Origin of the sequence: Kitasatospora sp. NBC_01560, from assembly GCF_045208415.1 — a bacterium.
Classification (GTDB): Bacteria; Actinomycetota; Actinomycetes; order Streptomycetales; family Streptomycetaceae; genus Kitasatospora.
Window position 1 is genome coordinate 2796806 of record NZ_CP109364.1, and the last position, 26321, is coordinate 2823126.

General features: G+C 73.5%; 29 protein-coding genes. 18 read left to right on the forward strand and 11 right to left on the reverse strand.

Annotated elements, in window-relative coordinates:
* Positions 1-177: 177 nt before the first annotated feature.
* The 3 genes from OH807_RS11910 to OH807_RS11920 all read right to left on the reverse strand — a co-directional run bounded on the left by OH807_RS11910 (position 178) and on the right by OH807_RS11920 (position 1223).
* Positions 178-300, reverse strand: a complete 123-nt coding sequence (locus OH807_RS11910; RefSeq protein WP_406197367.1) for a hypothetical protein — start codon at positions 298-300, stop codon at positions 178-180.
* A 253-nt stretch (positions 301-553) separates the two neighbouring features.
* Positions 554-1057, reverse strand: coding sequence for a hypothetical protein (locus tag OH807_RS11915; protein WP_406197369.1), 504 nt, complete (start codon positions 1055-1057; stop codon positions 554-556).
* On the reverse strand, positions 1050-1223 hold the full coding sequence (locus tag OH807_RS11920; RefSeq protein ID WP_406197371.1) for a hypothetical protein: 174 nt from the start codon (positions 1221-1223) through the stop codon (positions 1050-1052). Before OH807_RS11920 ends, OH807_RS11915 begins: the two co-directional genes overlap by 8 nt.
* 300 nt (positions 1224-1523) lie before the next feature.
* On the opposite strand from OH807_RS11920, the gene OH807_RS11925 reads away from it, so the two are divergent.
* The 4 genes from OH807_RS11925 (at position 1524) to OH807_RS11940 (ending at position 4122) form a co-directional block, all read left to right on the forward strand.
* The gene (locus tag OH807_RS11925; protein WP_406197373.1) at positions 1524-2294 is read left to right on the forward strand and encodes an XRE family transcriptional regulator; all 771 of its coding nucleotides are present in this window, start codon (positions 1524-1526) and stop codon (positions 2292-2294) included.
* Positions 2281-2748, forward strand: coding sequence for an NUDIX domain-containing protein (locus OH807_RS11930; protein ID WP_406197375.1), 468 nt, complete (start codon positions 2281-2283; stop codon positions 2746-2748). Before OH807_RS11925 ends, OH807_RS11930 begins: the two co-directional genes overlap by 14 nt.
* A gap of 184 nt (positions 2749-2932) precedes the next feature.
* Positions 2933-3385: an FxLYD domain-containing protein gene (locus tag OH807_RS11935; RefSeq protein WP_406197377.1), complete on the forward strand. Its 453-nt coding sequence runs from the start codon at positions 2933-2935 to the stop codon at positions 3383-3385.
* A gap of 131 nt (positions 3386-3516) precedes the next feature.
* Positions 3517-4122: a TetR family transcriptional regulator C-terminal domain-containing protein gene (locus OH807_RS11940; RefSeq protein WP_406197379.1), complete on the forward strand. Its 606-nt coding sequence runs from the start codon at positions 3517-3519 to the stop codon at positions 4120-4122.
* A 61-nt stretch (positions 4123-4183) separates the two neighbouring features.
* On the opposite strand, the gene OH807_RS11945 is transcribed toward OH807_RS11940, so the two are convergent.
* Entirely contained in the window at positions 4184-5959 is a 1776-nt protein-coding gene (locus tag OH807_RS11945; RefSeq protein WP_406197381.1) for a protein phosphatase 2C domain-containing protein, read from the reverse strand.
* A 283-nt stretch (positions 5960-6242) separates the two neighbouring features.
* On the opposite strand from OH807_RS11945, the gene OH807_RS11950 reads away from it, so the two are divergent.
* The 4 genes from OH807_RS11950 (at position 6243) to pth (ending at position 9117) form a co-directional block, all read left to right on the forward strand.
* The gene (locus OH807_RS11950) at positions 6243-6815 is read left to right on the forward strand and encodes a hypothetical protein (protein WP_406197383.1); all 573 of its coding nucleotides are present in this window, start codon (positions 6243-6245) and stop codon (positions 6813-6815) included.
* A 129-nt stretch (positions 6816-6944) separates the two neighbouring features.
* Positions 6945-7610: a DUF3105 domain-containing protein gene (locus OH807_RS11955; protein WP_406197386.1), complete on the forward strand. Its 666-nt coding sequence runs from the start codon at positions 6945-6947 to the stop codon at positions 7608-7610.
* A 47-nt stretch (positions 7611-7657) separates the two neighbouring features.
* Positions 7658-8359, forward strand: a complete 702-nt coding sequence (locus OH807_RS11960) for a DUF305 domain-containing protein (RefSeq protein WP_406197388.1) — start codon at positions 7658-7660, stop codon at positions 8357-8359.
* Between the two features lie 146 nt (positions 8360-8505).
* Entirely contained in the window at positions 8506-9117 is a 612-nt protein-coding gene (pth, locus tag OH807_RS11965; protein ID WP_406197390.1) for an aminoacyl-tRNA hydrolase, read from the forward strand.
* A gap of 63 nt (positions 9118-9180) precedes the next feature.
* Here pth and OH807_RS11970 read toward each other — a convergent pair whose 3' ends face one another.
* The 3 genes from OH807_RS11970 to OH807_RS11980 form a co-directional block, all read right to left on the reverse strand.
* Positions 9181-10035, reverse strand: coding sequence for an SDR family NAD(P)-dependent oxidoreductase (locus OH807_RS11970; RefSeq protein WP_406197393.1), 855 nt, complete (start codon positions 10033-10035; stop codon positions 9181-9183).
* Positions 10032-10643 carry a TetR/AcrR family transcriptional regulator gene (locus tag OH807_RS11975; protein ID WP_406197395.1) on the reverse strand — a complete coding sequence of 204 codons (612 nt, stop codon included), beginning with the start codon at positions 10641-10643 and terminating at the stop codon, positions 10032-10034. Before OH807_RS11975 ends, OH807_RS11970 begins: the two co-directional genes overlap by 4 nt.
* Before the next feature lie 101 nt (positions 10644-10744).
* Positions 10745-12256: an MFS transporter gene (locus OH807_RS11980; protein WP_406197398.1), complete on the reverse strand. Its 1512-nt coding sequence runs from the start codon at positions 12254-12256 to the stop codon at positions 10745-10747.
* A gap of 99 nt (positions 12257-12355) precedes the next feature.
* Between OH807_RS11980 and OH807_RS11985 the strand changes: the two genes are divergently transcribed.
* Positions 12356-12877 (forward strand): MarR family winged helix-turn-helix transcriptional regulator, encoded by a 522-nt coding sequence (locus tag OH807_RS11985; RefSeq protein WP_406197400.1) that lies wholly within the window; start codon positions 12356-12358, stop codon positions 12875-12877.
* 106 nt (positions 12878-12983) lie between these two features.
* Here the strand turns inward: OH807_RS11985 and OH807_RS11990 are convergent, their stop codons facing one another.
* Positions 12984-13493 carry a methylated-DNA--[protein]-cysteine S-methyltransferase gene (locus OH807_RS11990; RefSeq protein WP_406197402.1) on the reverse strand — a complete coding sequence of 170 codons (510 nt, stop codon included), beginning with the start codon at positions 13491-13493 and terminating at the stop codon, positions 12984-12986.
* Positions 13490-15061, reverse strand: a complete 1572-nt coding sequence (locus tag OH807_RS11995; RefSeq protein ID WP_406197405.1) for a DNA-3-methyladenine glycosylase 2 family protein — start codon at positions 15059-15061, stop codon at positions 13490-13492. Before OH807_RS11995 ends, OH807_RS11990 begins: the two co-directional genes overlap by 4 nt.
* A gap of 181 nt (positions 15062-15242) precedes the next feature.
* On the opposite strand from OH807_RS11995, the gene OH807_RS12000 reads away from it, so the two are divergent.
* Positions 15243-15698, forward strand: a complete 456-nt coding sequence (locus tag OH807_RS12000; protein WP_406197408.1) for an ASCH domain-containing protein — start codon at positions 15243-15245, stop codon at positions 15696-15698.
* Positions 15699-15885: 187 nt separating this feature from the next.
* Here OH807_RS12000 and rsgA read toward each other — a convergent pair whose 3' ends face one another.
* Both rsgA and OH807_RS12010 read right to left on the reverse strand, forming a co-directional pair.
* Positions 15886-17004 carry a ribosome small subunit-dependent GTPase A gene (gene rsgA, locus OH807_RS12005; protein WP_406197410.1) on the reverse strand — a complete coding sequence of 373 codons (1119 nt, stop codon included), beginning with the start codon at positions 17002-17004 and terminating at the stop codon, positions 15886-15888.
* A gap of 355 nt (positions 17005-17359) precedes the next feature.
* Positions 17360-18685, reverse strand: coding sequence for a YihY/virulence factor BrkB family protein (locus tag OH807_RS12010; protein WP_406197413.1), 1326 nt, complete (start codon positions 18683-18685; stop codon positions 17360-17362).
* A 174-nt stretch (positions 18686-18859) separates the two neighbouring features.
* Here OH807_RS12010 and OH807_RS12015 point away from each other — a divergent pair, with 174 nt between their 5' ends.
* The 8 genes from OH807_RS12015 to OH807_RS12050 all read left to right on the forward strand — a co-directional run bounded on the left by OH807_RS12015 (position 18860) and on the right by OH807_RS12050 (position 26122).
* Positions 18860-18943, forward strand: coding sequence for a putative leader peptide (locus tag OH807_RS12015; protein WP_406210919.1), 84 nt, complete (start codon positions 18860-18862; stop codon positions 18941-18943).
* 199 nt (positions 18944-19142) lie between these two features.
* Positions 19143-20867 carry a nitrite/sulfite reductase gene (locus OH807_RS12020; protein WP_406197415.1) on the forward strand — a complete coding sequence of 575 codons (1725 nt, stop codon included), beginning with the start codon at positions 19143-19145 and terminating at the stop codon, positions 20865-20867.
* On the forward strand, positions 20864-21061 hold the full coding sequence (locus OH807_RS12025; protein ID WP_406197417.1) for a hypothetical protein: 198 nt from the start codon (positions 20864-20866) through the stop codon (positions 21059-21061). The genes OH807_RS12020 and OH807_RS12025 overlap by 4 nt, the downstream gene beginning before the upstream one ends.
* The gene (locus OH807_RS12030; RefSeq protein ID WP_406197419.1) at positions 21042-21743 is read left to right on the forward strand and encodes a phosphoadenylyl-sulfate reductase; all 702 of its coding nucleotides are present in this window, start codon (positions 21042-21044) and stop codon (positions 21741-21743) included. Before OH807_RS12025 ends, OH807_RS12030 begins: the two co-directional genes overlap by 20 nt.
* A gap of 66 nt (positions 21744-21809) precedes the next feature.
* Complete coding sequence (gene cysC, locus OH807_RS12035; protein ID WP_406210922.1) at positions 21810-22397, forward strand: adenylyl-sulfate kinase; 588 nt, start codon at positions 21810-21812, stop codon at positions 22395-22397.
* The gene (gene cysD, locus OH807_RS12040) at positions 22394-23350 is read left to right on the forward strand and encodes a sulfate adenylyltransferase subunit CysD (RefSeq protein WP_406197421.1); all 957 of its coding nucleotides are present in this window, start codon (positions 22394-22396) and stop codon (positions 23348-23350) included. Before cysC ends, cysD begins: the two co-directional genes overlap by 4 nt.
* A complete protein-coding gene (locus OH807_RS12045) occupies positions 23351-24676 on the forward strand; it encodes a sulfate adenylyltransferase subunit 1 (RefSeq protein ID WP_406197423.1) in 1326 nt (441 codons plus the stop codon).
* 273 nt (positions 24677-24949) lie between these two features.
* The gene (locus tag OH807_RS12050) at positions 24950-26122 is read left to right on the forward strand and encodes an aliphatic sulfonate ABC transporter substrate-binding protein (protein ID WP_406197425.1); all 1173 of its coding nucleotides are present in this window, start codon (positions 24950-24952) and stop codon (positions 26120-26122) included.
* The last annotated feature ends 199 nt before the right edge of the window (positions 26123-26321 follow it).

Genomic DNA, 26321 nt, shown 5'->3' on the forward strand with positions numbered 1-26321 from the left:
ACGAAGATCGTCTCCCATTCCTCTCCCACTTGATCCTGACAGGAGCCGAAGTCGAGCTGTGACCGTGCACTTCTTGGGAGTGCCCGGCCACAGCTCGACTCCGGCCTTCTGCGTTGCGGGGCCTCCACTCCGCCCCGACCGCCGGTACAGCAGCACCGGCCGGGGAGTACGTGCCCGCTACTCGGTCGGCGGCGGAATGGACGGCGGCGGGAAGGTGGGGTGACGCTTGGTCGGCGCCGTGGCACCGAGCTTGCGCCCGGGCCAGCGGCCCTGGCGGTCGTACGGGACGGTTGCGGACATCGGGATCCCTCGCTGGGTAGGCCGTGCGACCGGGGCATCCATCGTGGCGGCCTGTGCAGCCTTCAGGGGAGCCAAGGCAGGATGTCGCGCAAGTGGTCGGGTAGAGCCTTCTTGCAGTGCCCCTTGATCCAGTCGGTATGCGCTGTTCGGATCCCGTCGTACCGGCCGAAGCCGTACTCGCCGCAGGCCCGGCAGTACCCTGCGGAGCCGTCCTCCGGCGGGTCCGGCGGTGGCGGCATCCCGCCGGCGACGCTCACGGTGCACCCCCAGCAGTCAGGCCCCGGGTCGCCCGGTAGCCGGCCAGGTTGATCTGCCGGGCCACCCAGGCACTGGCGCTCTGCTCGACGGCGAACCGCAGCAGCTCCTCGGTTCCAGCCTCGTTCTCCTGGCGGACCAATTCGCCGCTCTCGGTGTCCCGAATCGCCCACAGGCCCGGGCACCGGCGAGTCGATGGCAGCTGCACCTGGACGTACCGATCCCCCACGCGCTGCTGGACGGAGCGGGCCCCCGGCCGGGACAACCGCATCACGACCTGCACACCGTGCCGCAGGTCGAGCGTCCAGCCTGCAGTGCCTTCGACGGCCAGCGTGGCCAGCACCTCGGGAGTCTCCCCGCAGAGCTGCCGCCGCATCGCCTCATGCTGAGAGGAGCACAGGTCCAGCTCGACGACCTGCCGCCACAGACGGCGGAGCGCCTCGCCCTGGGCCAGCGTGACCGGGTTGATCCGGTCGACCACCTCGATCGTGAGATCACTCAACGGTCTCCTCCTCCTCTTTCAGTGCCGCCCGCAGCCACGCGGCCGTTCGGTGTTCAGCCCAGGCCGCGCCGAGCTCCGGCTTGGGTAGCGGTTCGTCGTCCAGCTCGGACCGGACGAGCGGCCCGTAGCGCTGCTGCTCGTTCTCCCAGCGGACCGGCCACGTCACGACGCCCCCTGCCGGGAGCCACAGGCGCAGGCCACGACAGGCCGGCCGAGAGGGGCCGTGGTCTCACCGGTCGGCATCTCGTAGTGGCCGGCAGGCTCAAGCTCGGTGTCCTCGCGGCCGCACCGGATGCAGGCCCGGCGCTGGAGCTGGGCCCGACTCGGAGCGATCCGGGCCTGGTCAGACGCTTCTGTCACGTCTCAATGGTCGGCGGGACCGACGGGACGTCATACCGCGTTTGTGGGACGTCTGGGACGTTTCTGCGGTACACCTTGAAACGTCCCCACGGTGAGAGGTGAGCCCGTGACCAGCCCCCTGCGTGACGCACTGGTTCGTGCCAACATGACCGAGTCCCAGCTCGCTCATGTGTGCGGAGTCGACCCCAAGACGGTCAACCGGTGGATCACCGAACCCGCGCGCGAGCCTCATGCCAGGCATCGCGCGGCTGCAAGCCGGGCCCTCGGAGAGGAGGAGACGGTGCTGTGGCCGTCCGTACGGCAACTCGTGAAGTCGGGGCCGGATCGCGAGCTGGTGCAGCTGTACCCGTACCGGTCGGCAGCGCCGGCCGCGCTGTGGCGTCGACTCATCGGCGGCGCCGAACGAGAGCTGACGTTCGCCGGATACACGAACTACTTCGTGTGGCTGGAGCACGCCAACTTCGGGGCTCTGCTGCGAAAGAAGGCCGCCGCGGGCTGCCGGATCAGGTTCATCCTCGGCGAGCCCGACCACCCCGTGACCCGGCAACGCGAGATGGAGGAGGACGTCCCGCTCACACTCTCCACCCGAATCGAGGTGACCCTGTCCGAACTGGCGAAGCTGAGGGACACCAGCATCGAGGCGCGATACGAGACCGGCCACGTCAGCCTGTCGGTGTTCCGCTTCGACGAGGACATGATCGTCACCCCGCTGCTGCCCGGTAGGATCGGCCACGACGCCCCGATGATGCACCTCAGGCGGGCCCAGGATGACGGTGTGTTCGACCGCTTCGCCGGGCACACGGAGGACCTCTGGGCCAAGGGCCGCGATGTCTGGACGATCCCGACAGCAGAGGTGACAGCCGATGCCCAGGCGTGACTACGAGAACGATCCGAACGCCCCCGAAGCCAACTCGCTGGTGCCCGCGGCGAGCGTTGTCGTGGTCGACGACAACGGCCTTGTTCTCCTCCAGCGCCGCAGCGACAACGGCATGTGGGCCCTGCCCGGCGGCGTGATGGAACTGGGCGAGTCCCTCGCCCAGTGCGGTATCCGAGAGACGCTGGAGGAGACCGGCATCAACATCGAGATCACCGGAATCGTCGGCACCTACACCAATCCCGCGCATGTGTTCGCCTACGACGACGGCGAGGTGCGCCAGGAGTTCTCGATCTGCCTGCTCGGCCGACCGACCGGCGGCGAGATCAGGGTGTCCGACGAGTCCCACGAGGTCGCCTGGTTCGCCCCGGCCGAGACTGACGATCTGCCGATGGTGGCCAGCATTCGGAAACGTCTCGCAGACTGGCGGGCCGGCGCCATGCCGGTGGTGCGCTGACCTGCTCCGCCGTCTCTCGTACGAGGGGCCTGTGTCCGATCTCGGATCCGCCCAGCGTGCCCTGATCCGTATCCCACCGCATCGCCTGACATTCGGTCACGGATTGCGCACAGTCCGTCCACAGCCTCCCCTCGCGCGGGTACGGTTCCCCCAACACGTCGGCCGCGCCGCCCTGGGGGGATCCATGCGCCGTACTGCCACTGCCCTGCTCGCCGTACTGTCCGCACTGTCCGTACTCACCGCGTGCGGCTCGGGGGGCGGCGGGGCGTCCCCCGGCGCGTCGGGTCCCGCCGGCGGTAAGGGCGGCACGGCATCGGCGAGCGCCTCGCCGACCGAGGACAGCCGTGACGGCACCAAGGACGTCACCGTCACCAGCTGCTCCCTCCTGCCACAGCTGTTCTCCGGCGTCACCACGGTGTCGGTCACCAACAGCGGTACCCGGAGCTGGTCGTACTGGGTGACGGTCGGGTTCTACGACGAGGTCGGAAACGAGCTGGACGAGACCTCGGCCGACGTCCGCTACGTGGCGCCGGGGTCGACCCGGGAGAACACCGGACACGGCAGCAAGCCGCTGAACACGGCCAGGAACGGCAAGGTGTTCTGCCGGATCGTGTCCGCGGAACGCGTGAGGCAGTAGCCTCCGCGCCGGTGGCGGCGGGGTGCCGGTCCGACGTCGGCCCGCCCGCCCCCTCCGGGGCCCTTCGGACACGGCCAGTATCGTGGGGCCGGAACGGCGGAGTCCGCCGGAGGCACAGAGGAGAACAGCAGATGGCGGACGCCCGCCCGCGCCGCCCGGCGCGCCCCCGCGAGGAGGTCTTCGCCACCGCGCGCGCCGCGATCGCCGAACACGGGCTCGCCCGGCTCACCATGGCCGGCCTCGGCAAACAGCTCCAGATGAGCGCCGGACACCTGCTCTACTACTTCGGCAGCAAGGACCAGCTGCTGCTGGAGACCCTGCGCTGGAGCGAGGACCAGCTCGGCGCCCGCCGGCACGCCGCACTCACCGACACCGCCCGGGACGTCCTGGCGCGGCTCAGCGAGTACACCCGGCTCTACCTGCCCGAGGGCCCCGGCGACCCGCGCTGGATCCTCTGGGTCGAGGTCTGGGGACGCTCACCCGCCGGCGAGGAGCTGCGGCAGGGACAGCTGGAGATCGAGGCCCCGTGGGACACGGACCTCGTCGCGCTGCTGGAGGAGGGCGCCGCCACCGGGCGCTTCACCGCGGGGAACGCCGCCGAGCGCGCCGCGCAGATCCGCGCACTGCTGGACGGCCTCGCCGTCCCGCTGGCCCTCGGCCTCCCCGGTGCCGACCGCGTCCGGGCCCTCCACCTGGCGGAGTCGGCGCTCGGCACCCTGCTCGGCACGAAGGACTGACCCGGCGGGCCGACACCCCGGCACCCCGCCCCCAGTCCACCCACCGTCACTGCACCCGCCGTCACTCCGTCCAGATCGCGGCGGCCGTCCGGTCGTCGGCATAGCCCTTGGCCCGGACCTGCACCTGGCGGAGGAAGTCGACGGTGCCCGGCGGGTGGGGGTGGGCCCAGTGCGAGGAGAGGAAGTGCGCCACCGCCGGCTCGTCGGCGATGGGCCGGGCCAGGCCGGGGGTGCAGAGCAGCAGGATGTCGCCGGGTGTGGCCGGCACCATCCGGAAGCGGAACGGGCGCGGATCCGGCACCGGACCCTCCGGCACCGGCGGCTGGCCGTCGGGGTGATGCAGCAGCCGGGCGGCGTACGCGTCGATCCAGTGGCCGGAGCGCAGCAGGTACAGGCCGCCCGGGCCGACCCCGAAGGCGGCCCGGTAGGTGGCCGCCGGGTCCAGCGACAGCAGCAGGCAGTGCAGCGCGGCGGGGGACGCCGCCCCCTCCTCGCCCTCCGGCTCCGCAGCGAGGGCGCGCAGCGGGGCGGCGGCGGCGGTGGCGAGCCGCTGGAGGCCGTAGCGGAGGCGGTCGCGGGCGCCGGCCCGCAGGTCGGCGGCGAGGCCGGTCCGGCTGCGGCCGATCGCGGCGGCGAGCTGGCGGCAGGCCTCGGCGGTGGCGGTGGCGACCGCCTCGGCGGGCGCCTCCTCGGCGGCGGCGGTGCGATCGAGGCCGCCGAGCACGGCGAGCAGCAGCCCGTCGGGGGCCTCGCCGAACCTGGTCACCAGCAGCGTGTCGCGACGGGGCTCGCCGCGGTAGCGCGCGGAGTCGCCGCGGACCGAGACCGCACGCAGGGTGGCGGCACCGTACTGGGCACCCTCCAACGCGGTGTCCGGCACGACGGTGCCGAGCGTGCCCGGCTCGGCCTCGGGCACCGCGGTCGGCTCGGGCCCGTACGTGGGCGGGCGCTCGCCGACGTGCGGCACGGCGGGCGCCGTGCCGGCCAGCACCGACCGGGCAGCCGGCCTGGACACGGGGGCGGCGACGGGCTCGGGGGTGGAATCGGGCTCGGGCTCGGGGTCAGGAGCGGCGACGGGCTCGGGCGCGGGGTCCGCAGCCGCCGCCGGTTCGGGGGCGGTCTCGGCCTCGGCCTCGGCTTCGGCTTCGGCTTCGGCTTCGGCTTCGGCTTCGGCTTCGGCTTCGAGGGCAGCTTCCGGTGCGGTCACGGCGTCGGGCTCGGGCACCGACGCGGGCACCACGAAAGTCTCCGGCTCGGACGCAAGCTCCGGCACCGGCTTCTTCACGAGAACGGGCACCGCTTCGGCGGCTTCCGGCTCCGGTACCTCCGCCGCCTCCGGCCCGCCCCTCTCCGGCCCGTCGGCCGCCCAGGCCGGTGCCGGGAACCGGTGGGTCTCCTCCGAGATCCTTGGCTGCCCGATCACCCCGACCGCGGTGTCGAACCAGTCGTCGATGCTGTCCCGCTCCAGTACCGCGTCACCGCCCACGGAAGCCGCCCCGGTCGCGGGCGCGGGCACAGTCGCGGTCGGAGCCACCTCCTCCGGCGGGACCTGCGGCGCCTCGGCCTCTGCCTCGGCCTCTGCCTCTGCCGCGTCCACGACCGTGCCCGCGCCCACCTCCGCCACGGGCTCGTCCGCCACCCGCTCGTCCGCCACCGGCTCGTCCGTCCGCTGCCGGCCGATCAGCCCGGCCGCGGTCTCGAACCAGTCGTCGACGCTTCCCTCCCCCGAGACGGCGTCGGGGGTGTCGGGGAGGGTGCCCGCCGGTCCGGTGTAGACCGTGTCCCACCAGCCGTCGTCCGGCCGGTGCGGCTGTGCGGGTGCACCCTTTGTGCTCATCTGGCGGCTCCTGGTCGGTCCGTGTGCGCGCCGCCCCCGGCGGGGCCGGACTCGACGTCATTGTCTCCAAGAGCAACGACGCTGTCCGGCTTTCGGCGACAAACCGTGCACTGATCGGATGATCCTGATCACCGGATTCGTCCCGTGTTCGATTTCCGTTCCGTCCTTGCTTGCCGGAACTGCCCCGAGCAGGACGTTTACGGGGTGTTCGCGCCCTTCGGAGGCTGAAAATGGGGGCCTGGGAGGGGCATCGCTTCACTCGTTCGGCTGATTAAATGTGCGCATGACCGCGTCGGCCCCGATATCGCCCCGACCGGGGAGGGCCGTACTCGCGGGCCGCCCCGTCGGTGTGCTCTGGGTCCTGCTGCTGGTCGGGCTGCTGACGGCGCTCCCGTGCGCGGGCCAGGCCCGGGCCGTCACCGCCGACCGGGCCGTCCAGCCCACGGCCGCCCCGCCCACCACTCCTGTCGGCCCGGCCGTCGCCGAGGCCCTCGGAGCGAGCACGGCGTTCGGACCATCGACGGCCTCGAAAGCCTCGACGGCCTCGATGGTGTCGAAGGCCTCGAAGGCCTCCGGTGCACCGGCCGCCGCCCACCCGGCGCGTCACGCGGACGATCCCCGGCACCGGACGTGGTGCTCGGTCGACGGCGAGCCGCCGCTCCACAACAACGGCTGCTCCGGCCACCCGTCGTGCGGCCAGGACGCCCAGCTGCCCAACCCACCGCCGCAGCCCCAGCCGGCCCCGACGGCCTGCCCGGAGATCCCGGAGGCGCTGCCCCGGGTGGTACCGCACGGGCTGCTGGACGGTTCGCACCCCACACCCGATCTGCACGAGCTGCAAGTCCACCGGTCCTGAGCGGAACCCGCCGCCGGCCCGACCTCCCTGCCCGCTCGCACGGCAGGAGCACAGGGCCGACGGATCCGCCCTCCACCCCCTCTCTTCTTACCGCCGCGCCGACAGCGCGCGGCGGGGACAGGACACCACATGGGTTCCGCCTCCAAGCAGTCCAACAAGCCCGGCGGCAACAAGGGCGCGTCCGACCGCCGTGCCCGGATAGCCGAGCTCCGCGCCGCCGAGCAGCGCCGTGACCGCCGCAACAAGATCGTCGCCTCCGTGGTCGCGGGCGTCCTGGTGGTCGCCGCGATCGCCACCGGCACCTGGATCGTGGTCGACGCCAACCAGGACAAGAAGGCCAAGGAGACCGCCGCCAAGGCGCCGATCGACGGTGTGCAGACCTTCGACAACCTGACCCGCAACCACGTCAAGGAGAAGGTCACCTACCCGATGACCCCGCCGGTCGGCGGCGACCACAACGCGGTCTGGCTCGACTGCATGGGCCACGTCTACGACCAGCCGGTCGAGAACGAGCGCGCCGTCCACTCCCTGGAGCACGGCGCGGTCTGGGTCACCTACAACGCCAAGGCCACGCCGGACGACATCAAGGCCCTCTCCGACAAGGTGAAGGCCACCCCGTACTCGCTGATGAGCCCGTACCCGGACGAGAAGGGCACCGTCACCCTCAACGCCTGGGGCACCCAGCTGGTCGTGGACAGCGCCAGTGACCCGCGGGTGAGCCAGTTCTTCACCAAGTACGTGCAGGGCCCGCAGACCCAGGAGCCCGGCGCGTCCTGCACCATGGGCGCGATGTGACCGCGGACGCGGTGACACCCGGGTCGGACGGGGCGGCGCAGGAGGGCGTGGCGCAGGACGGAGCGGCCCAGGACGGCCGCCCGGACGCCGCGGACGCCCCCGGCGGCTCCCGCCGCCGGCTCTGGTGGCCGGCCGCCCTGGCCGCCGCGCTCGCCCTCGCCCTCGGGGTGCCCGCCCTGGTGGCGAGCGGCACCTCGGCCTCCGGCACGTCGGCGCTCACCGCGCCGGCGGACGACTCGCCGGAGGCCGGGTTCGCCCGCGACATGGCGACCCACCACCAGCAGGCCGTGGACCTGTCGTTCATCGTCCGGGACCGGACGTCGGACGAGCCGGTCCGCACGCTCGCCTTCGACATCATCAACACCCAGGCCAACCAGCGCGGGATGATGATGGGCTGGATCGACCAGTGGGGGCTGTCCCAGCACTCGCCGGCCAAGCCGATGGCCTGGATGCGGATGAACCACACCTACGACGCGCACGACGGCTCGCTGATGCCCGGCATGGCCACCAACACCCAGCTCGCCAAGCTGCGTTCGCTCAGCGGGCGGGAGGCCGAGGTGTACTACCTGCAGCTCATGCTGGAGCACCACAAGGGCGGGGTGGAGATGGCCCAGGGCTACGTCGACCTGGCGAAGAACGAGATCGAGAAGCGGCTCGCCCAGTCGATGGTGGCCGGGCAGACCTCGGAGATCGGACTGATCACCGACATGCTCAAGGAGCGCGACGCCGCCCCCGGCGTCCCCGCCTGATCCCGGGCATCCCGCCGGCCGGGGTGCGGAGGACGGTCACCCCGTCCGCCGCGCCCCGGCCGCCCCGCTTTCCCCGTCCGCCGCGCCCCGGCCGCTCCCGCGCCGGCGCCCTTCGCCCACCGCTCTCCCCCGGAGGTACCGCCCCGATGACGCCCGCACCGACCGCCCCCGGCACCACCTGGGTGGTCGCCGGGCTGGGCAACCCCGGCCCGTGGTTCCGCCGCACCCGGCACAACGCGGGCTTCCTGGTGGTCGACCGCCTGGCGGAGCGGCACGGCGCCCGGTTCCGGCTGCGCGGCCTCGGGCACCGGGTCGCCGAGATCGAGGTGGACGGGCGGCAGGTGGTGCTGGCGAAGCCGCAGTGGTTCATCAACCTCTCCGGCCGGCCGGTCGCCGGCCTGCTGCGGCGGTACGGCGTCCCCGCCGGGCGCCTGCTGGTCGTCCAGGACGACCTGGACTTCCCGTTCGGGGCCGCCCGGCTGAAGCACGGCGGCGGGCCGGGCGGCCACAACGGCGTCCGCTCGGTCTCCGAGGTGCTCGGGACGCGGGACTACGTCCGGCTCCGCTTCGGCGTCGGGCGGCCGCCGAAGGGGCAGCGCGTCAACGACTTCGTCCTGAAGCCGTTCTCGGCCGCCGAGGAGGCCGCCGTGCCCGCCCTGCTGGACCGCTGCGCCGAGGCCGCCGAGGCCGCCGAGACGCTGGTCACCCGCGGGCTCAACCGCGCGCAGGACGCGCTGAACGTCTCCGCCGCCGGCTGAGCCGGCGACCGGTCCCGCCGCAGCCCGGCGGGTCCGGCGGACCCGCCTGACCCGCATGCCAGCTCAGGCCGCCCCGGGCAGTGGGAAGCTGCGCCGCATCAGCGCGTCGAAGGCGGCGTCCGGCAGCAGCCGCTTGGCGAGCATCGTGCTGCGGGCCAGCGCGCCGATCGCGTACCGGGCCCGCGGGTCGCGGGCGGTGACGGCGCGGACGATCACGCGGGTGGCCGTCTCGGCCGGGACGGCGCCGGCCCGCCGGGTGAAGGTGCGGTGGGCGTACATGTCGGCCAGATCGCGGCGGAACGCCCCGTACGGGTCGGCGCCGTCGTCGGCGGGCCCGCCCTGCATGGTGCCGACGGCCGTGGTGGCGAAGCCGGTGATCGTCGGCCCGGGCTGGACCACCACCACCCGGATGCCGAACGGGGCCACCTCCAGCCGCAGGGAGTCGCTGATCGCCTCCACCGCGTGCTTGCTGGCGTGGTAGAAGGCGCCGCCGGGCGGCGAGAACCGGCCCGCCATCGAGGAGATGTTGACGATCCTGCCGCGCCCCGCCCGGCGCATCCCGGGCAGCACCAGCTGGGCCATCCGCACCAGGCCGAAGACGTTGGTGTCGAACTGGGCCCGGATCTCCTCCGGCGTGGCGGACTCGACCGGCAGGTGCAGCCCGTACGCGGCGTTGTTGACCAGGACGTCGACGTGCCCGTGCTCGGCCTCCACGGCGGCCACCGCGTCGGCCATCGAGCGCTCGTCGGTGACGTCCAGCGCCAGCGTGGCGATCCCCTCGGCGGCCAGGTCGGCGAGGGTCTCGGGGCGGCGCGCGGTGGCGTGGACGCGGTGGCCCAGGCGGTGCAGGGCGAGCGCGGCCTGCCGGCCCATGCCGGAGGAACAGCCGGTGATCAGCACGGTCTGCGGGGTGGTCATGGTGCGGCCTTTCGGTGCAGGAGGTCCCAGACGGCGGCTTCCGCCCGGTCGAGGTCGTCGGCGCCCAGCGCGGCGAGCCCGCCCGGGCGGCCGTGCCGGACCAGCCCGGCGAACGCCCCCACGGCGAGCGCGACCAGTTGGCAGGGCTCGCCCGCGCGGATCTCGCCCGCCTGCTGGCCACGGGTGATGAAGTCGGCCGCGACGCGGTCGATCTCGGCGGCCGTCGCCACGCTCGCGGGGGCGAGGAAGGTGTCGTGCTGCTGGTGTTCGAGAAAGGCGAAGGCCGCCGGGTGGTCGGTCGCGTAGCGGGTGAAGCCGCGCCAGAAGCGGCCGAACTCCTCCCGCGTGGACCGGGGCGGCCCGCCCTCGGCGAGCGCCGCGGCCAGGACGCCCAGCAGCGTCTGCTTGGCGTACTGGAAGGCGGCGTTGCCGAGCGCCTCCTTGCTGGGGAAGTACCGGTAGATGCTGCCCACCCCGACCTCGGCGCGCTGGGCGACGGCGGGCATCTGGGTGCCCTCGTAGGTGCGCTCGGCGAAGAGCGCGATCGCGGCATCGATCAGGGACTGGGCGAGATCGGGCTTCCTCGGCGTCACGGAATGAATGTTCATTCCGCTTGCCCTCCACTGTCAAGGCCCGCCCCACTGTCAAGGCCCGCCCCGCCGCCGAGGCCCGCCGCCCCGGCCTGGGCGACCGGGGCGGTCCGGGGCGGTCAGCCGCTCCGGGGACGCCCGGCTCCCGCCCCGCGCACCGAACTGGCCGGACGGCCCGAACCGGTCGGACGACGCGGACCACCCGGACCACCCGGACGACCAGGCCGCCGCGGGCGCAGCGGGAGCACCGCCACCGGCACGGCGACGGCGGCGAGCAGCACCAGCACCGCCCGGCCACCGGCGGGCGCGCCCGCGAGGTGGACGGCGAGCACCGGCAGCGCGGTGCCGAGCGCCGTACCGAGGCTGCGGGCCATGTTGACCATGCCGCCGCCGACCGCCGAGCACTCCGCCGGTATCGCCCGCATCACCAGGGCGTTGTTCGCGGGCAGCAGCAGGCCGAGCCCGTACCCGGCCACCAGCAGCGGGACGGCCGACGACAGCACGCCCACCGGCGCCACCGCGAACAGCAGCAGCCCGGCCCCCGCGACGGCCGCCCCGACCCGGCAGCGGGTGGCGTCCGACCAGCCGCGCGGCAGCAGGCCGCCACCCACCGTCGCCGCGACGGCGAACGCGGCCGGGAGCAGTGTGACCACCAGGCCCGCCCCGCCCAGGGACACGCCCGCCCCGGTGAGCAGCACCGGGCCGAGCACCAGCGGGCAGAACAGCAGCAGGTACCCGACCAGCGAGACCACCAGGCCCGACCGCACCCCCGGGGTGTTGACCAGGCCGGGCGCCAGGATCGGCCGGCTCGCCCGCCGCTCCTGGCGGACCAGGCCGAGCGAGAGCAGGACGGCGGCGCCCGCCAGCGCGGCCACCGCCCAGCCGGGCAGCGGGAGGCCGGAGGCGGCGGAGAGTGCGAGCAGCAGCGCGGTGGTCGCGCCGGTGATCAGCAGCAGGCCGGGCAGGTCGAAGCGGCCCCCGGCCTCCGGCACCGGGCGGTCGGCCGGGCGGGTGCGGGGCAGCAGGAACCAGCCGGCCAGGATGCCCACCAGGCCGATCGGCACGTTGATCCAGAACACCCAGCGCCAGGAGGCGCGCTCCACCAGCAGCCCGCCGAGGCTGGGGCCGAGCGCCAGGCCGAGCCCCTGGGCGGCGGCCTGGATGCCCAGCGCCCGCCGCATCGCCGACCCGGGGACCCCGCGCGCCACCAGGGCGACGCTGTTGGCCTGCATCATCGCGCCGCCGACCGCCTGCACGGCCCGGCAGGCCACCAGCACCCCGAGGCTGCCGGCCAGGCCGGCACCGAGCGAGGCCAGCGCGAAGACGGCGAAACCGCCGAGGTACATGGTCTTGCGGCCGACCAGGTCGGAAAGCCGGCCGATCGGCGCGAGCAGCGCCACCAGGACCAGCAGATAGGCCAGCGCGACCCACTCGACGGCGGCGAAGCCGACCCCGAAGTGCCGGCCGAGCGCGGGGAGGACGAGCGCGGTGACGCCTGCCGTGAGCTGCCCGAGGAACGCCCCGAGGCAGACGGTGCCGACGGCCAGCCAGTGGGCGTGACGCCACCCGGCCACGCCGCGCGGGCGGGGTCGCTCGGCGAGCAGCCGGGCGGCGAGAGTGGTGGCGTTCATGGGAGAAATATATCGGATGCAGATATGTTCTCTCTACGAGCATGTCGGCACCCGATCGAAACGTCGGAGCGGCTGCCACCAGGCGATACGCTGTCCGCCATGTCGTCGTCGCCGTCCGTTCCCGACCCCGCCACCGAACCCACCGGGCCCCGGGCCGGCCACGACGCCCCGGAGAACGAGCGCGCCAGGCGGCTCACCGACGTGGTCACCCGGCTGCGCCGCACGCTGCGCAGCGCGATCCGCACCGACTACCCGTGGGAGTCCCTGCCGATGGCGCAGGTCGAACTCCTCCAGAGCCTCGCCGCCGCCCCGCTCCGGGTCGGCGAACTGGCCGACCGCCAGCGGCTCGCCCCCAACACCGTCAGCGGGCTGGTCGGCAAGCTCCTGGAGGCCGGCTTCGTCGACCGCCAGGCCGACCCCGGCGACCGCCGCACCGCCCGCATCGCCCTCACCCCGGCCGGCCGGCGCCAGCTCGACGACTGGCAGCAGGCCCACGAACGCCGCATCGCGACCGCGCTCGGCACTCTCTCCCCCGCCGACCGCGACGCCGTCATGGAGGCGCTCCCCGCCCTCGACCGCCTGGCCCGCGCGCTGGCCGAGACGACCGCAGCGCCCGAGTAGCCGGCCGCGCCCGCCGCACGCCGGACGGAACCGCGGACCGACACCGGCCCGTCAGTACACCGGTCCGTCAGTACACCGGTCCGTCGGCCCCGGCCCGGTGCCGGCCTCAGAACAGCGTGCCGCCCTCCAGGTCGAGCAGCCAGCGCTTGCGGTCGACCCCGGCGGCGAAGCCGGTGAGCGCGCCGTTCGCACCGAGGACGCGGTGGCAGGGCCGGACGATCAGCAGCGGATTGGCACCGACCGCGCCGCCGACCGCACGGACGGCCTTCGGCGAGGCCCCGGCCAGGGCGGCGAGCTGGCTGTAGGTGACCGTCTCGCCGTACGGGATGTCGTCGAGGGCGGCCCAGATCCTGCGCCGGAACTCGGTGCCGTCCGGGGCGAGCGGCAGGTCGAAGGTGGTCCGCCGGCCCGCGAAGTACGCGGTGAGCTGGGCGACGGGCTCCGCGAGCGCGTCCGGGTCGTGGACCCAGTCGTCGGCGGGCTCGGCGAGCGCGTACTTCTGCCCGGGGACGGTCACGGTGGCCAGCGCGGCCGGGCCGCCGTCCGCCGGGCGGACGCCGCTGAGCAGCAGCCGGCCGAACGGGCTGTCCATGAAGGTGAAGACGGTGGTGCTCATGTGTCCTGGTTCCCCGTTCCGGTGGTGTCGGTGTGTGCGGTGGCGGCCCAGAGCCGGTGGACGGCGTACGAGCGCCAGGGCGCCCAGGCCTCGGCCGCCCGGGCGGCGGCCTTCGGATCCCCGGCGGCGCCGAGCCGGGTGAGCCCGTGGCGGACGCCGACGTCCCCGGGCAGGAAGACGTCCGGGTCGGCGAGGGCCCGCATCCGCAGGTAGCCGACCGTCCAGGGGCCGATGCCGGGCAGCGCGAGCAGCTGGGCGGCCGCGTCCCCCCGGTCGACCCCGCCGTCGAGCCGCACGACGCCCTCGGCCAGCGCGGCGCAGAGGCCGGTGAGCGCCCGGCGCCGGGCAGCCGGCATCGCGAAGTCCTCCGGATCGGCCACCGCCAGCGCGGCGGCGGTCGGGAAGAGCAGCCGCAGCCCGCCGCTGGCCTCGGGCAGCGGCGTGCCGTACTTCTCGGCGAGCCGGCCGGCCAGGGTGCGGGCCGCCCCGACGGTGATCTGCTGGCCGAGCACGGCGCGGACGGCCAGCTCGTGCGGGTCGACGTGGCCGGGCGAGCGCAGGCCCGGGCGGGCCCGCACCGCGGCGCCGAAGAGCGGGTCGGTGCCGAGCTGCTCGTCCACCGCGTCCGGGTCGGCGTCCAGGTCGAAGAGGATCCGCAGCCGCTGCACGGCGGTCGGCAGGTCGCGCAGGTCGGCGAGGTAGAGCCGGCAGTCCAGCCATCCGCGGGTGCGCGGCTCCTCCGGCGCGAGCCCGTCCACCTCGGTGATGCCGTGCCCGTACGGGAGGGCGAGGCTGCGGCGGTAGGTGCGGACGCCGGGGCGCGACCCCGGGACGACCTCCTCGACGCCGGGGACGGCGCGCAGCGCGAGGAAGTCGATCAGGTGGTCGCTGTCGAGCGCGCCGCGGTAGGCGAGGCGCAGCGTCAGCCCGCCGGCCGGGGTCGCGGTGCGCCGGCCGGCCACCACCTCGGCGCGCAGCCCGCTGGGGGTGCGGTCGTAGACCTCCCGGACGGTGTCGTTGAACTGGCGGACGGAGGCGAAGCCGGCCGCGAAGGCGATCTCGGTGACCGGGAGTTCGGTGGTCTGGAGCAGCAGCCGGGCGGTCTGGGCGCGGCGTGCCCGGGCCAGCGCGATCGGTCCGGCGCCGAGCTCGGCGGTGAGCTGGCGCTGGAGCTGGCGGGAGCTGTAGCCGAGGCGGTGGGCCAGGCCGGCCACGCCCTCGCGGTCGACCACGCCGTCGCCGATCAGCCTCATCGCGCGGCCGACCAGGTCGGCCCGGTGGTTCCACTCCGGCGATCCGGGCACCGAGTCGGGCCGGCAGCGGCGGCAGGCCCGGAATCCGGCGCCCTGGGCGGCGGCGGCACTGGGGTAGAAGGTGCAGTTGGCGCGCTTCGGCGTCACGGCCGGGCAGCTCGGCCGGCAGTAGATACCGGTCGAGGTGACGGCCGTGAAGAACACCCCGTCGAAGCGGGCGTCGCGGCTGTCCACGGCTCGGTACCGGATGTCGTCGTCGATCACGCTGTCCAGTCTGCGGCACCGGCCGCCGGTCGACTGGCGGATATCGGACATGGTCGCGCGAGGGCCGCGGCGGGTCCGGAAGTGGCCGCGGAGGCGGGTACGGAGGCGGTGGCCGTGATCACGGCCCGGCGCCCGGTGGCCGGAAATAACCGCAGGCCACGGCCCGGCCCGATGGCTAGCCTGGTCGGCACCCTCCCCGTTGTCCGCACCACCTCCCCCGACAGGAGCCCCCGTGAGCGAGCACCCGTACACCGGCCCGGACGACCCGCGGGTGGCCGTTCTGCCGGTGGAGCAGTTCGCCTTCCCCGGGCCGCTGCGCGACCGCCTGGTCGCGGCCGTCCTGAGCGGCGCCAAGACCAGCACGACCGGGCTGCTCGCCGAGTACGAGCGCGAGGGCGAGCCGCTGCCGCGGGTGGGGGTGCGCTCGGCGGTGATCGACTCGGCCGGCCGGGCCGTCGCGGTGACGGAGACGGCGGACGTCCGCGTCGTCCCGCTCGCCGAGGTCGATCTCCGGCACGCCCTGGACGAGGGCGAGGGCTACACGACGGTGGCCGAGTGGCGCTCCGGCCACGAGCGTTTCTGGCACAGCACCGAGCTGCGTGCGGCCCTCGGTGACCCGGGCTTCACGGTGGACGACTCCACCCGGGTGATCCTGGAGCGGTTCCGCATGGTGGCCGACCTGCGCTGACCGGCCCGCGATCACGCCCGGTCCACGCCGCAACGGCCCCGGTCCACGCCCTGCCCGGTCAGGCCGGGCCCGCCCGCCCCCCGCCCCGTGCTGCGTCCCGTGCTGCGCCACAGCGCCCAGGCCGACCGGCCGGTACGGCACCGCCCGTGGGGCCGGGCCGGAGCCCGGCCCGGCCCCACGGCCGGTGTCACCGCTTCGCGGCGCCTCCCACGGCGCGCTGCGCCTTGGTGAGGGTCTTCCACTTCTTGAGCCGGGCCGAGGCCAGCCGGGCGTCCGAGCGGGAGGCGATCCACTCGCTCTCGCGCTGGAGCTTGAGGTAGCTCTCCATCCGGCGCTGCGGGAGCGTGCCGTCCTCCAGCGCGGCCCGGACGGCGCAGCCGGGCTCGGCCCGGTGGCCGCAGTCGTGGAAGCGGCACTCCCCGGCCAGCTCCTCGATGTCGGCGAAGGCCATCGCCACCCCCTCGCCGCCGTAGAGGCCGACCTCGCGCAGGCCGGGGGTGTCGATCAGGACGCCGCCGCCGGGCAGCAGGATCAGCTCGCGGGTGGTCGTGGTGTGCCGGCCCTTCTGGTCGACCTCGCGGGCCTGCTGGACGGTCATCACGTCGGTGCCGGCCAGCACGTTGGCCAGGGTGGACTTGCCGACGCCGGACTGGCCGATCACCGCGGTGGTGCCGGGGGTGCAGGCGCGCAGGACGTCCACCCCCTCGCCGGTCTCGGCGCTGACCACCAGCACGGTGACGCCGGGCGCGACGGACTCGACGTCGGCGCGGATGAACTCGGCGTCGTCCACCAGGTCGGCCTTGGTGAGGACGACCACCGGCTCGGCGCCGGACTCCCAGGCCAGGGCGAGGAAGCGCTCGATCCGGCCGAGGTCGGGCTCGACGGCGAGCGACGCGGCGATCAGCACGGTGTCGACGTTGGCGGCCAGCACCTGGCCGTCGGACCGCTTGCCGGCGACCTTGCGGATGATCGCGGTGGAGCGCGGCAGCAGCGCCACGACGGCCGGCATCGGCTCGGCCGCGAGGTCGACGGCCGCCCAGTCGCCGGTGCACGGGCAGTTGATCATGTCGGCGTCACCGACCGCCCGGGTGTCGGCGTGGACGGTGCGCGGCTCGCCGGTCTCCGGGTCGGCCACGACGACGTCGCAGCGGCCCCGGTCGACCCGGACGATCCGGGCGGGGGTGAGCCCGGCTTCGGCGAGCGGGGCGAACAGCTCGGCGGACCCGTCCGTCCAGCCGTAGGCGGACAGCGGGAGCTCGGGGGTGGTGGAGAGGGAGAAAGACGGAACGGAGGCAGCGTTGAACAACGCAGTGGGCCCTTCGGGAGGAAAGTGATCCCGCCGGGCTACGGCTGCGCGCGCAGGTGGTGCGGCGTCAGCCGGCGGCCGGGAGGGAGAGGTGGTGTGTGCGAGCGCTGCCCAGGGCAGCCGTGACGACCGTGACAGTCACGAGGCTCACCTCCTGTTTCTCCTCGGGCCGACGTGCTGCGGCCCCCGATCCGGACTGCTCACACCGTAGCGACCGCCCGCGCGGCTGCCAACAGGTTTTCCACCTGCGCGTTCCCGGGCCGGGCCGCCCGCCCCGCACCACCGGCCCCGGGCCGGACCGGGGCCGGACCCGCCGGCCCCCGGCCCCGCGCCGGGCACCACCCCGCGCAGCGGGTCAGCGCTGCTCCCACGGCGGCCGCGGCGGCCGGCCGGGCACCGGGAACTCGGACGGCGGGTACTCCGGCACCGGGTGCTCGGGCGGCGGCGCGGCCGGCCGGTCGCTGTCCGGCGGCGGCGGGGCCGGCCGGTGGTGCGGGCCGCCGCCGCGGCTGGTGAGCCGGGCCCGGACGTTGTCGGCGGCGAGCACGTCCGCCCAGCGCTCGGGGTACTCGGAGGGCACCTCGACGTCCTCGCCGTCCTCCTCCCAGTTCTCCTCCTCGGCGCCCTCGGCGAGGCCGAGCTCGCGCGCCCGCCGGGCCCGTTCGACGGCGCGCCGGGCGGCCACCTCGCGGACCACGGCCGCGGCGGCCTCCTCCTGGGCCCGCTCGTTCTCGGCGCGGGCGTCGGCCGTCTCCAGGGTGGGCCAGCGGCGGTCTATGGCGGCGTTCATCGCGGCGCCGATCAGCACCGCGAGCGCGACCACGAAGATCCAGAGCAGCACGGCCACCGGCGCGGCCAGCGAGCCGTACACCGTGGGGCCCTCGACCGAGCTGACCAGGTAGAGGCGCAGGGCCACGCTGCAGAAGACCAGCACCACCAGGGCGACGAGCGCGCCGGGGATGTCCTCCCGCCAGGGCGTGGAGACGGGCACCGCGAGGTGATAGAGGGTGGTGAGGAAGACGATCAGCAGCAGGATGGCGACCGGCCAGTAGAGCGCGTTGACCAGGGTCGCGACGTCCGGCACGGCGTTCTGCACCAGCCCCGGGCCGGCCATCAGCAGCGGCAGCACGAGCGAGCCGATCACCAGGGCGCCGAGGTAGAGGCCGAGCGACATCAGGCGGGTCTTGACGATGCCGCGCTTGCCGTCCAGGCCGTACATCACGGTGATGGTGTCGATGAAGATGTAGAGCGCCCGGGAGCCGGACCACAGCGAGAGCAGGAAGCCGATCGAGACGAGGTCGGGCCTGGTGTGGTTGAAGACGTCGTCCAGCAGCGGTCTCACCACCTGCTGGATCGACGAGTCCGAGAGCACCGTCCCGGCAGCCGAGACGATGTCCGACTTCAGCTTGTCGATCGTGCCCGCGCCGAGGACGTCGTCCAGGTACCCGAGGGTGCCGGCGAGGCAGAGCAGCAGCGGCGGGATCGAGAGCAGGGTGAAGAACGCCGCCTCGGCGGCGAGCCCGGTGACCCGGTACTCGACGCACGTGTTGGTGGTGTCCTTGACCAGGCCCCAGGCCGTACTGCGCCAGGTGACCTGCTTGGCCGCCCGCCGGGATCCCCTGCCCCGACGACGGGAGGGCCGCTCGGGGTTCGGTCTCGTCGTTTCGCCTGCTGGTTGCACAGGGCTACGGTATCGGGCCGGAACCGGTCCGCCGATCTCCCGTGTCGCAGCACCGCTGCGGGGCCGGATCCGGGGAGCGGCGGGAACGTCCCGGCATCTCGGTATTCGAAACCTTTACGTCCAGAATGCGGACGTTAGTGGACCGCGCGTCGTGCTCCGTGCGAATCTCTTGCCATGCCTAGCGCCGGAACCACCCTGGTTGGTCGACTCCACGTCGACCTCCTTCGCGTGGCCAGCGCCATCTGTCCGGTGATCTGAGCCCCACCCCGCCGCCACCCACCGCACCCGGCGCCGACCGCCCCGCCAGCCCCGCTGGGACGGATCCGCAGGCGCCCGCCCGGCCTCGGCAACTGCTCTCCCGGCCCTGACGAACCAGCAGGTCACAGCAGTTCTGCCGCGCCGAGCACGCCCCGCGATCCACCCGGCGTCAGAGCCACCTGCCACGAAGGACTTCACCATGGCCTCCACTCCCGAGACCGCCGAACCGACGGCCGAAAGCGCTGCCGCGAGCCGCCCCGCCGCGGCCCGCAAGGCGACCCGCCACCGCGGCGAGGGCCAGTGGGGCATGGGCCACTTCACTCCTCTGAACGCCAACGAGCAGTTCAAGAAGGACGACGACGGTCTCAACGTGCGGACACGTATTGAGACGATCTACTCGAAGCGCGGCTTCGACTCGATCGACCCGGCGGACCTTCGCGGCCGGATGCGCTGGTGGGGTCTGTACACCCAGCGCAAGGAGGGCATCGACGGCGGCAAGACCGCGATCCTGGACCCGCACGAGCTGGACGCCGAGTTCTTCATGCTCCGGGTCCGCATCGACGGCGGCCGGCTGACCGTCGCCCAGCTCAAGGCGATCGCCGAGGTCTCCGAGCTCTACGGCCGCAACACTGCCGACCTGACCGACCGGCAGAACGTCCAGTACCACTGGATCCGGATCGAGGACGTCCCGGCGATCTGGCAGAAGCTGGAGGGCGTCGGCCTCTCCACCACCGAGGCCTGCGGCGACACCCCGCGCGTCATCCTCGGCTCGCCGGTGGCCGGCATCGCCGAGGACGAGATCATCGACGGCACCTCCGCCATCGAGGAGATCCAGCGCCGCTTCATCGGCAACCCGGACTTCTCCAACCTGCCGCGCAAGTTCAAGTCCGCCGTCTCCGGCTCCCCGCTGCTGGACGTCGCGCACGAGATCAACGACATCGCCTTCGTCGGCGTGGTCCACCCCGAGCACGGCCCCGGCTTCGACCTCTGGGTCGGCGGCGGCCTCTCCACCAACCCCAAGCTCGGCGTCCGGCTGGGCGCGTGGGTCCCGCTGGACGAGGTCGCGGACGTCTACGGCGGCGTGATCGGCATCTTCCGCGACTACGGCTACCGCCGGCTGCGCAACCGCGCCCGGCTGAAGTTCCTGGTCGCCGACTGGGGCGTGGAGAAGTTCCGTCAGGTCCTGGAGGACGAGTACCTCAAGTACCAGCTGGTCGACGGCCCGGCGCCGCAGGAGCCCAGCGGCCGCTGGCGCGACCACGTCGGCGTGCACCGCCAGAAGGACGGCCGGTTCTACGTCGGCTTCGCGCCCCGCGTCGGCCGCGTCGACGGCCGGCTGCTCGGGCAGATCGCCGACCTCGCCGCCGCCCACGGCAGCGACCGGCTGCGCACCACCGCCGAGCAGAAGATGCTCGTCCTGGACATCACCGAGGACCGCGTCGAGTCGCTCGTCGCCGGCCTGGAGGCGCTCGACCTGCGGGTCACCCCGTCGCCGTTCCGCCGCGGCACGATGGCCTGCACCGGCATCGAGTACTGCAAGCTCGCCATCGTCGAGACCAAGGAGCGCGGCCGCACGCTCATCGACGAGCTGGAGAAGCGCCTCCCCGACTTCGAGGAGCCGCTGACCATCAACATCAACGGCTGCCCGAACGCCTGCGCCCGCATCCAGGTCGCCGACATCGGCCTCAAGGGCCAGCTGGTGACGGACGAGCAGGGCAACCAGGTCGAGGGCTACCAGGTCCACCTGGGCGGCGCACTCGGCCTGGAGGCCGGCTTCGGCCGCAAGGTCCGCGGCCTGAAGGTCACCAAGGACGGCCTGCCCGACTACGTCGAGCGCGTCCTGACCCGCTACCGGGACGACCGCGCCGAGGGTGAGCGGTTCGCCCAGTGGGCGGCCCGCGCCGACGAGGAGCAGCTGTCGTGAGCGAGCGTGCCGCGCCGTTCTTCTGCCCGTACTGCGGGGACGAGGACCTCTTCCCCTCCGAGGAGGGCCACGGCGCCTGGGAGTGCCGCGGCTGCCGCCGGGCCTTCCGGCTGAAGTTCCTCGGGCTGTTGTCACCGGCCACCGGAACGTCCACCGACGGGGGGAGTGCGCAGCATGACCGGCACGACGACTGACTACGAGCAGCTGGCGGTCACGGCCGGCCGCGAGCTGGAGGAGGCGACCCCGCAGGAGATCCTGCGCTGGGCCGCCGACACCTTCGGCAAGCGGTTCTGCGTCACCTCCTCCATGGAGGACGCGGTCGTCGCCCACCTGGCCTCCTCGGTGCTCCCCGGCGTGGACGTGGTGTTCCTGGACACCGGCTACCACTTCGCCGAGACCATCGGGACGCGGGACGCGGTGGCCGCCGTGATGCCGGTCAACGTCATCACCCTGACGCCGCTGCAGACCGTGGCCGAGCAGGACGCCCAGTACGGGCCGCAGCTGCACGACCGCGACCCGGACCTCTGCTGCGCGCTGCGCAAGGTCGAGCCGCTGGGCCGGGGCCTCGGCGGCTACGACGCCTGGGCCACCGGGCTGCGCCGCGACGAGTCGCCGACCCGGGCCGGCACCCCGGTGGTGGCCTGGGACCCGAAGCGCCGCAAGGTCAAGCTCGCCCCGATCGCCCGCTGGACGCAGGACGACGTCGACGCCTACGTCAACGCCAACGGCGTGCTGCTCAACCCGCTGCTGTGGGAGGGGTACACCTCGGTCGGCTGCTCGCCGCTCTCCTGCACCCGCAAGCCCGCCGAGGGCGAGGACGCCCGGGCCGGCCGCTGGTCCGGCTCCGGCAAGACCGAGTGCGGCATCCACCTGTGACGCACCCCTGACCCACCCCCGTTCCACCGTCCGACCCCGTCTGGAGACTTCACCGTGAGCACAGCCATCACCCTGGCCGCCGGCCAAGCCGCAGGGGCGGCCCCCGCGGCCACCCCCTGCGAGCGCGGCGCCACCGTGTGGCTGACCGGGCTGCCGAGCGCCGGGAAGACCACGCTCGCCTTCGCCCTGGCCGAGCGGCTGCGCGCCGAGGGCCACAAGGTCGAGGTCCTGGACGGCGACGAGATCCGCGAGTTCCTCTCCAAGGGACTCGGCTTCACCCGCGAGGACCGGCACACCAACGTCACCCGGATCGGCTTCGTCGCCGAGAAGCTCGCCGCCAACGGCGTCAAGGTGCTCGCCCCGGTGATCGCCCCGTACGCGGACTCCCGCGCCGCCGTCCGCGAGCGGCACGCCGAGCACGGCACCGACTTCTTGGAGATCCACGTCGCCACCCCGGTCGAGCTCTGCGCCGAACGCGACGTCAAGGGCCTGTACGCGAAGCAGGCCGCCGGCGAGATCTCCGGCCTGACCGGCGTGGACGACCCGTACGAGGCCCCCGAGGCCCCCGAGCTGCGGCTGCAGACCCGGGGCCGCGAGGTGGCCGAGAGCGCCGCCGAACTGCACGCCTTCCTGACCGAGAGGGGCCTCGCGTGACCACCGCGACCGACAACCTGGTCCACACCGGCGGTGCCGGCGACGATGCGGAAGGGCCGTTCGCGCTGTCCCACCTGGACGCGCTGGAAGCCGAGTCGGTGCACATCTTCCGCGAGGTCGCGGGGGAGTTCGAGCGCCCGGTGATCCTCTTCTCCGGCGGCAAGGACTCCATCGTCATGCTGCACCTGGCGCTCAAGGCCTTCGCGCCGGCGCCGGTGCCGTTCTCGCTGCTGCACGTCGACACCGGACACAACTTCCCCGAGGTCATCGAGTACCGCGACCGGGTGGCGGCCCGGCACAACCTGCGCCTGCACATCGCCCACGTCCAGGACTTCATCGACGACGGCCGGCTGCGCGAGCGCCCCGACGGCACCCGCAACCCGCTGCAGACCGTCCCGCTGCTGGACGCCATCGAGACCAACCGCTTCGACGCCGTCTTCGGCGGCGGCCGCCGCGACGAGGAGAAGGCCCGCGCCAAGGAGCGCGTCTTCTCCCTGCGCGACGAGTTCGGCGCCTGGGACCCCCGCCGCCAGCGCCCCGAGCTGTGGTCGCTGTACAACGGCCGGCACGCCGTCGGCGAGCACGTGCGCGTCTTCCCGCTCTCCAACTGGACCGAGCTGGACGTCTGGCAGTACATCGAGCGCGAGGGCATCGAGCTCCCGGAGATCTACTACGCGCACGAGCGGGACGTCTTCTCCCGCAGCGGCATGTGGCTGACCGCCGGCGAGTGGGGCGGCCCCAAGGAGAACGAGCCGGTCGAGCGGCGGCTGATCCGCTACCGCACCGTCGGCGACATGTCCTGCACCGGGGCCGTCGACTCCGACGCCACCGACATCCGGACCGTCATCGCCGAGATCGCCGCCAGCCGCCTCACCGAGCGCGGCGCCACCCGCGCCGACGACAAGCTCTCCGAGGCCGCGATGGAAGACCGCAAGCGCGAGGGATACTTCTAAATGAGCACCGCCACCTACTCCAGCGCCACCTCCCTGCTGCGCTTCGCCACCGCCGGCTCCGTCGACGACGGCAAGTCCACCCTGGTCGGCCGCCTGCTGCACGACTCCAAGTCGGTACTGGCCGACCAGCTGGAGGCCGTCGAACACGCCTCCCGCAGCCGCGGCCAGGAGACCCCCGACCTCGCCCTGCTCACCGACGGCCTGCGGGCCGAGCGCGAACAGGGCATCACCATCGACGTCGCGTACCGCTACTTCGCCACCCCGCGGCGGCGGTTCATCCTCGCCGACACCCCGGGCCACGTGCAGTACACCCGCAACATGGTGACCGGCGCGTCCACCGCCGAGCTGGCCGTCGTCCTGGTCGACGCCCGCAACGGCGTGGTCGAGCAGACCCGCCGGCACGCCGCCGTCGCCGCGCTGCTGCGCGTGCCGCACGTGGTGCTGGCCGTCAACAAGATGGACCTGGTCGACTACGCCGAGCCCGTCTTCGCCCGGATCGCCGAGGAGTTCACCGCCTACGCCGCCTCGCTCGGCGTCAAGGACGTGGTGGCCGTACCGATCTCCGCCCTCGCCGGCGACAACGTGGTCGAGCCGTCCGCGCACATGGACTGGTACGGCGGCCCGACCCTGCTGGAGCACCTGGAGACGGTACCGGTCGGCAGCGACCCGAGCGTCGAGCCGGCCCGCTTCCCCGTCCAGTACGTGATCCGCCCGCAGACCGAGGAGCTCCCCGACTACCGCGGCTACGCCGGGCAGCTGGCCTCCGGCGTGCTGCGGGTCGGCGACCCGGTGACGGTGCTGCCCTCCGGCCACACCACCACCGTTGCCGGTATCGACGCGCTCGGCCGGGAGACGGACATCGCCTGGGCCCCCCAGTCGGTCACCGTCCGCCTCGCCGACGACATCGACATCTCCCGCGGCGACCTGATCGCGGCCGGCGACGTCCCGGTGCCCACCAAGGACATCGAGGCCACCGTCAGCCACCTCAGCGAGCGCCCGCTGCGCGCCGGCGACAAGGTGCTGCTCAAGCACACCACCCGCACGGTCCGCGCGCTGGTCAAGGAGATCACCTACCGGATCGACATCGACTCCCTCGAACAGCGCTCCGGCGCCGAGGGGCTGAACGTCAACGACATCGGCCACGTGGTGCTGCGCACCGCCGAGCCGCTGGCGCTCGACGGCTACTCCGACAACCGCCGGACCGGATCGTTCCTGCTGATCGACCCGGCCGACGGCACCACCCTCACCGCCGGCATGGCGGGCGAGGCGTTCGACACCGTACCGACCGAAGCTCCCGGAGCATCCGAAGAGGAGGACTGGGTCTGATGCCCAGCGAGGCATTCTCGGGCATGGACAAGGAAGGCGGCCGCATCGGCAGCGGCGTCCTCGGCAGCGGCCAGGGCGGCCTGACCCGATGTGTGGGCCGACAGGGCTGAGAACGCCCTGTCACCGGGCCGACACCGCTGTCCCTCCCCACAGCCGGCACAGCGGAGCCGACCCGGCTTGCCCGGCATCCCCCGATGCTGCAAGCACAACCTTGACCGAACACAAGCCCCGAGACCGCCTCCTGACGGTCCGTCCGTGAACAGGACACCACCCATGGCACCGAACCAGGCACTCCCGCACTCCTCCGCTCCGCATAGGCCCGCACGCCCCGCCGCCGGCCGGATCAGACGCTCCGCCGTGGCCGCCGTGGCCGGCCTCACCGCCGTCACCCTGCTCTCCGCCTGCGGCTACGGCTCGAAGAGCGAGGACAACAAGTCCGCCGCCGCGGCCCCGGCCAGTGGTTCCACGGCCGGCCCGAAGCTCTCCGCCGACACGGTCAAGATCGGCTACTTCGCCAACCTGACCCACGGCACCCCGCTGGTCGGTCTCCAGGAGGGGATCTTCCAGAAGGAGTTGGGCGCCACCCAGATCAAGCCCCAGGTCTTCAACGCGGGCCCGGCCGAGATCGAGGCGCTGAACGCCGGCTCCATCGACATCGGCTGGATCGGTCCCTCCCCGGCGATCAACGGCTACACCCAGTCCAACGGCGAGTCGCTGAAGATCATCAGCGGTTCGGCCTCCGGTGGCGTCAAGCTGGTGGTCAACCCCGACAAGGTCCAGAGCCTGGACGACCTCAAGGGCAAGAAGATCGCCACCCCGCAGCGCGGCAACACCCAGGACGTGGCCCTGCTCAACTACCTGGCGGGCAAGGGGCTGAAGGTCAACCCCGACACCGGCGCCGGTGACGTCTCCGTCGTCCGGAGCGACAACAAGGTCACCCCGGACGCGTACAGCTCCGGCTCGATCGACGGCGCCTGGGTGCCGGAGCCCACCGCGTCCAAGCTGGTCACCCTCGGTGCGAAGGTCCTGCTCAACGAGAAGGACGTCTGGCCGGACAAGAAGTTCGTGATCACCAACATCATCGTCTCGCAGAAGTTCCTCAAGGAGCACGCGGACGTGGTGGAGGCCGTGCTGCGCGGCTCGGTGACCACCAACGCCTTCATCAAGGCCAACCCGGACAAGGCCAAGGCCGACGCCAACGAGGCCGTCAAGAAGGAGGCCGGCAACGCGCTGCCGCCGGCCATCCTCGACCCGGCCTGGGCCGACATCGACTTCCTGGACGACCCGCTGGCCAACACCCTGCAGGCCGAGGCCGACCACGCCGTCACCGCCGGCCTGCTCAAGAAGCCGAACCTGGCCGGGATCTACGACCTGACCCTGCTCAACAAGGTGCTCAAGGAGAAGGGCCAGAGCCCGGTCGCCGACGCCGGACTCGGCACCAAGTAGCACCTCCCGCGGCACCCCTGGGCGCTGCCGCGACCCAAGCCCCGCGGTCCGGACCCCCGCCCGCCCGATCGATGCCCGATCGATGCCCCGAGCTCACGGGCCGGGCGGGGCCCGGACCTCGGCCCCGAGACTTCGCCACCCTCCCTCCCCACCCCCCGACGGCCGGGGAGGGGCCCATGACCACACCTGCAGGAGGTGC

Excerpts from the sequence above, each read along its gene's own strand:
- OH807_RS11930 (WP_406197375.1), top strand. The coding sequence starts at position 2,281 with ATGCCCAGGCGTGACTACGAGAACGATCCGAACGCCCCCGAAGCCAAC.
- OH807_RS11955 (WP_406197386.1), top strand. The coding sequence starts at position 6,945 with ATGGGTTCCGCCTCCAAGCAGTCCAACAAGCCCGGCGGCAACAAGGGC.
- OH807_RS11995 (WP_406197405.1), bottom strand. The coding sequence starts at position 15,061 with ATGTCCGATATCCGCCAGTCGACCGGCGGCCGGTGCCGCAGACTGGAC.
- pth (WP_406197390.1), top strand. The coding sequence starts at position 8,506 with ATGACGCCCGCACCGACCGCCCCCGGCACCACCTGGGTGGTCGCCGGG.
- OH807_RS12045 (WP_406197423.1), top strand. The coding sequence starts at position 23,351 with ATGAGCACCGCCACCTACTCCAGCGCCACCTCCCTGCTGCGCTTCGCC.
- OH807_RS12030 (WP_406197419.1), top strand. The coding sequence starts at position 21,042 with ATGACCGGCACGACGACTGACTACGAGCAGCTGGCGGTCACGGCCGGC.
- OH807_RS11940 (WP_406197379.1), top strand. The coding sequence starts at position 3,517 with ATGGCGGACGCCCGCCCGCGCCGCCCGGCGCGCCCCCGCGAGGAGGTC.
- OH807_RS12020 (WP_406197415.1), top strand. The coding sequence starts at position 19,143 with ATGGCCTCCACTCCCGAGACCGCCGAACCGACGGCCGAAAGCGCTGCC.
- OH807_RS11945 (WP_406197381.1), bottom strand. The coding sequence starts at position 5,959 with ATGAGCACAAAGGGTGCACCCGCACAGCCGCACCGGCCGGACGACGGC.
- OH807_RS11950 (WP_406197383.1), top strand. The coding sequence starts at position 6,243 with ATGACCGCGTCGGCCCCGATATCGCCCCGACCGGGGAGGGCCGTACTC.
- OH807_RS11970 (WP_406197393.1), bottom strand. The coding sequence starts at position 10,035 with ATGACCACCCCGCAGACCGTGCTGATCACCGGCTGTTCCTCCGGCATG.
- OH807_RS11985 (WP_406197400.1), top strand. The coding sequence starts at position 12,356 with ATGTCGTCGTCGCCGTCCGTTCCCGACCCCGCCACCGAACCCACCGGG.
- OH807_RS11990 (WP_406197402.1), bottom strand. The coding sequence starts at position 13,493 with ATGAGCACCACCGTCTTCACCTTCATGGACAGCCCGTTCGGCCGGCTG.
- OH807_RS11975 (WP_406197395.1), bottom strand. The coding sequence starts at position 10,643 with ATGAACATTCATTCCGTGACGCCGAGGAAGCCCGATCTCGCCCAGTCC.
- OH807_RS12015 (WP_406210919.1), top strand. The coding sequence starts at position 18,860 with ATGCCTAGCGCCGGAACCACCCTGGTTGGTCGACTCCACGTCGACCTC.
- OH807_RS12050 (WP_406197425.1), top strand. The coding sequence starts at position 24,950 with ATGGCACCGAACCAGGCACTCCCGCACTCCTCCGCTCCGCATAGGCCC.
- OH807_RS11980 (WP_406197398.1), bottom strand. The coding sequence starts at position 12,256 with ATGAACGCCACCACTCTCGCCGCCCGGCTGCTCGCCGAGCGACCCCGC.
- OH807_RS11935 (WP_406197377.1), top strand. The coding sequence starts at position 2,933 with ATGCGCCGTACTGCCACTGCCCTGCTCGCCGTACTGTCCGCACTGTCC.
- OH807_RS11910 (WP_406197367.1), bottom strand. The coding sequence starts at position 300 with ATGTCCGCAACCGTCCCGTACGACCGCCAGGGCCGCTGGCCCGGGCGC.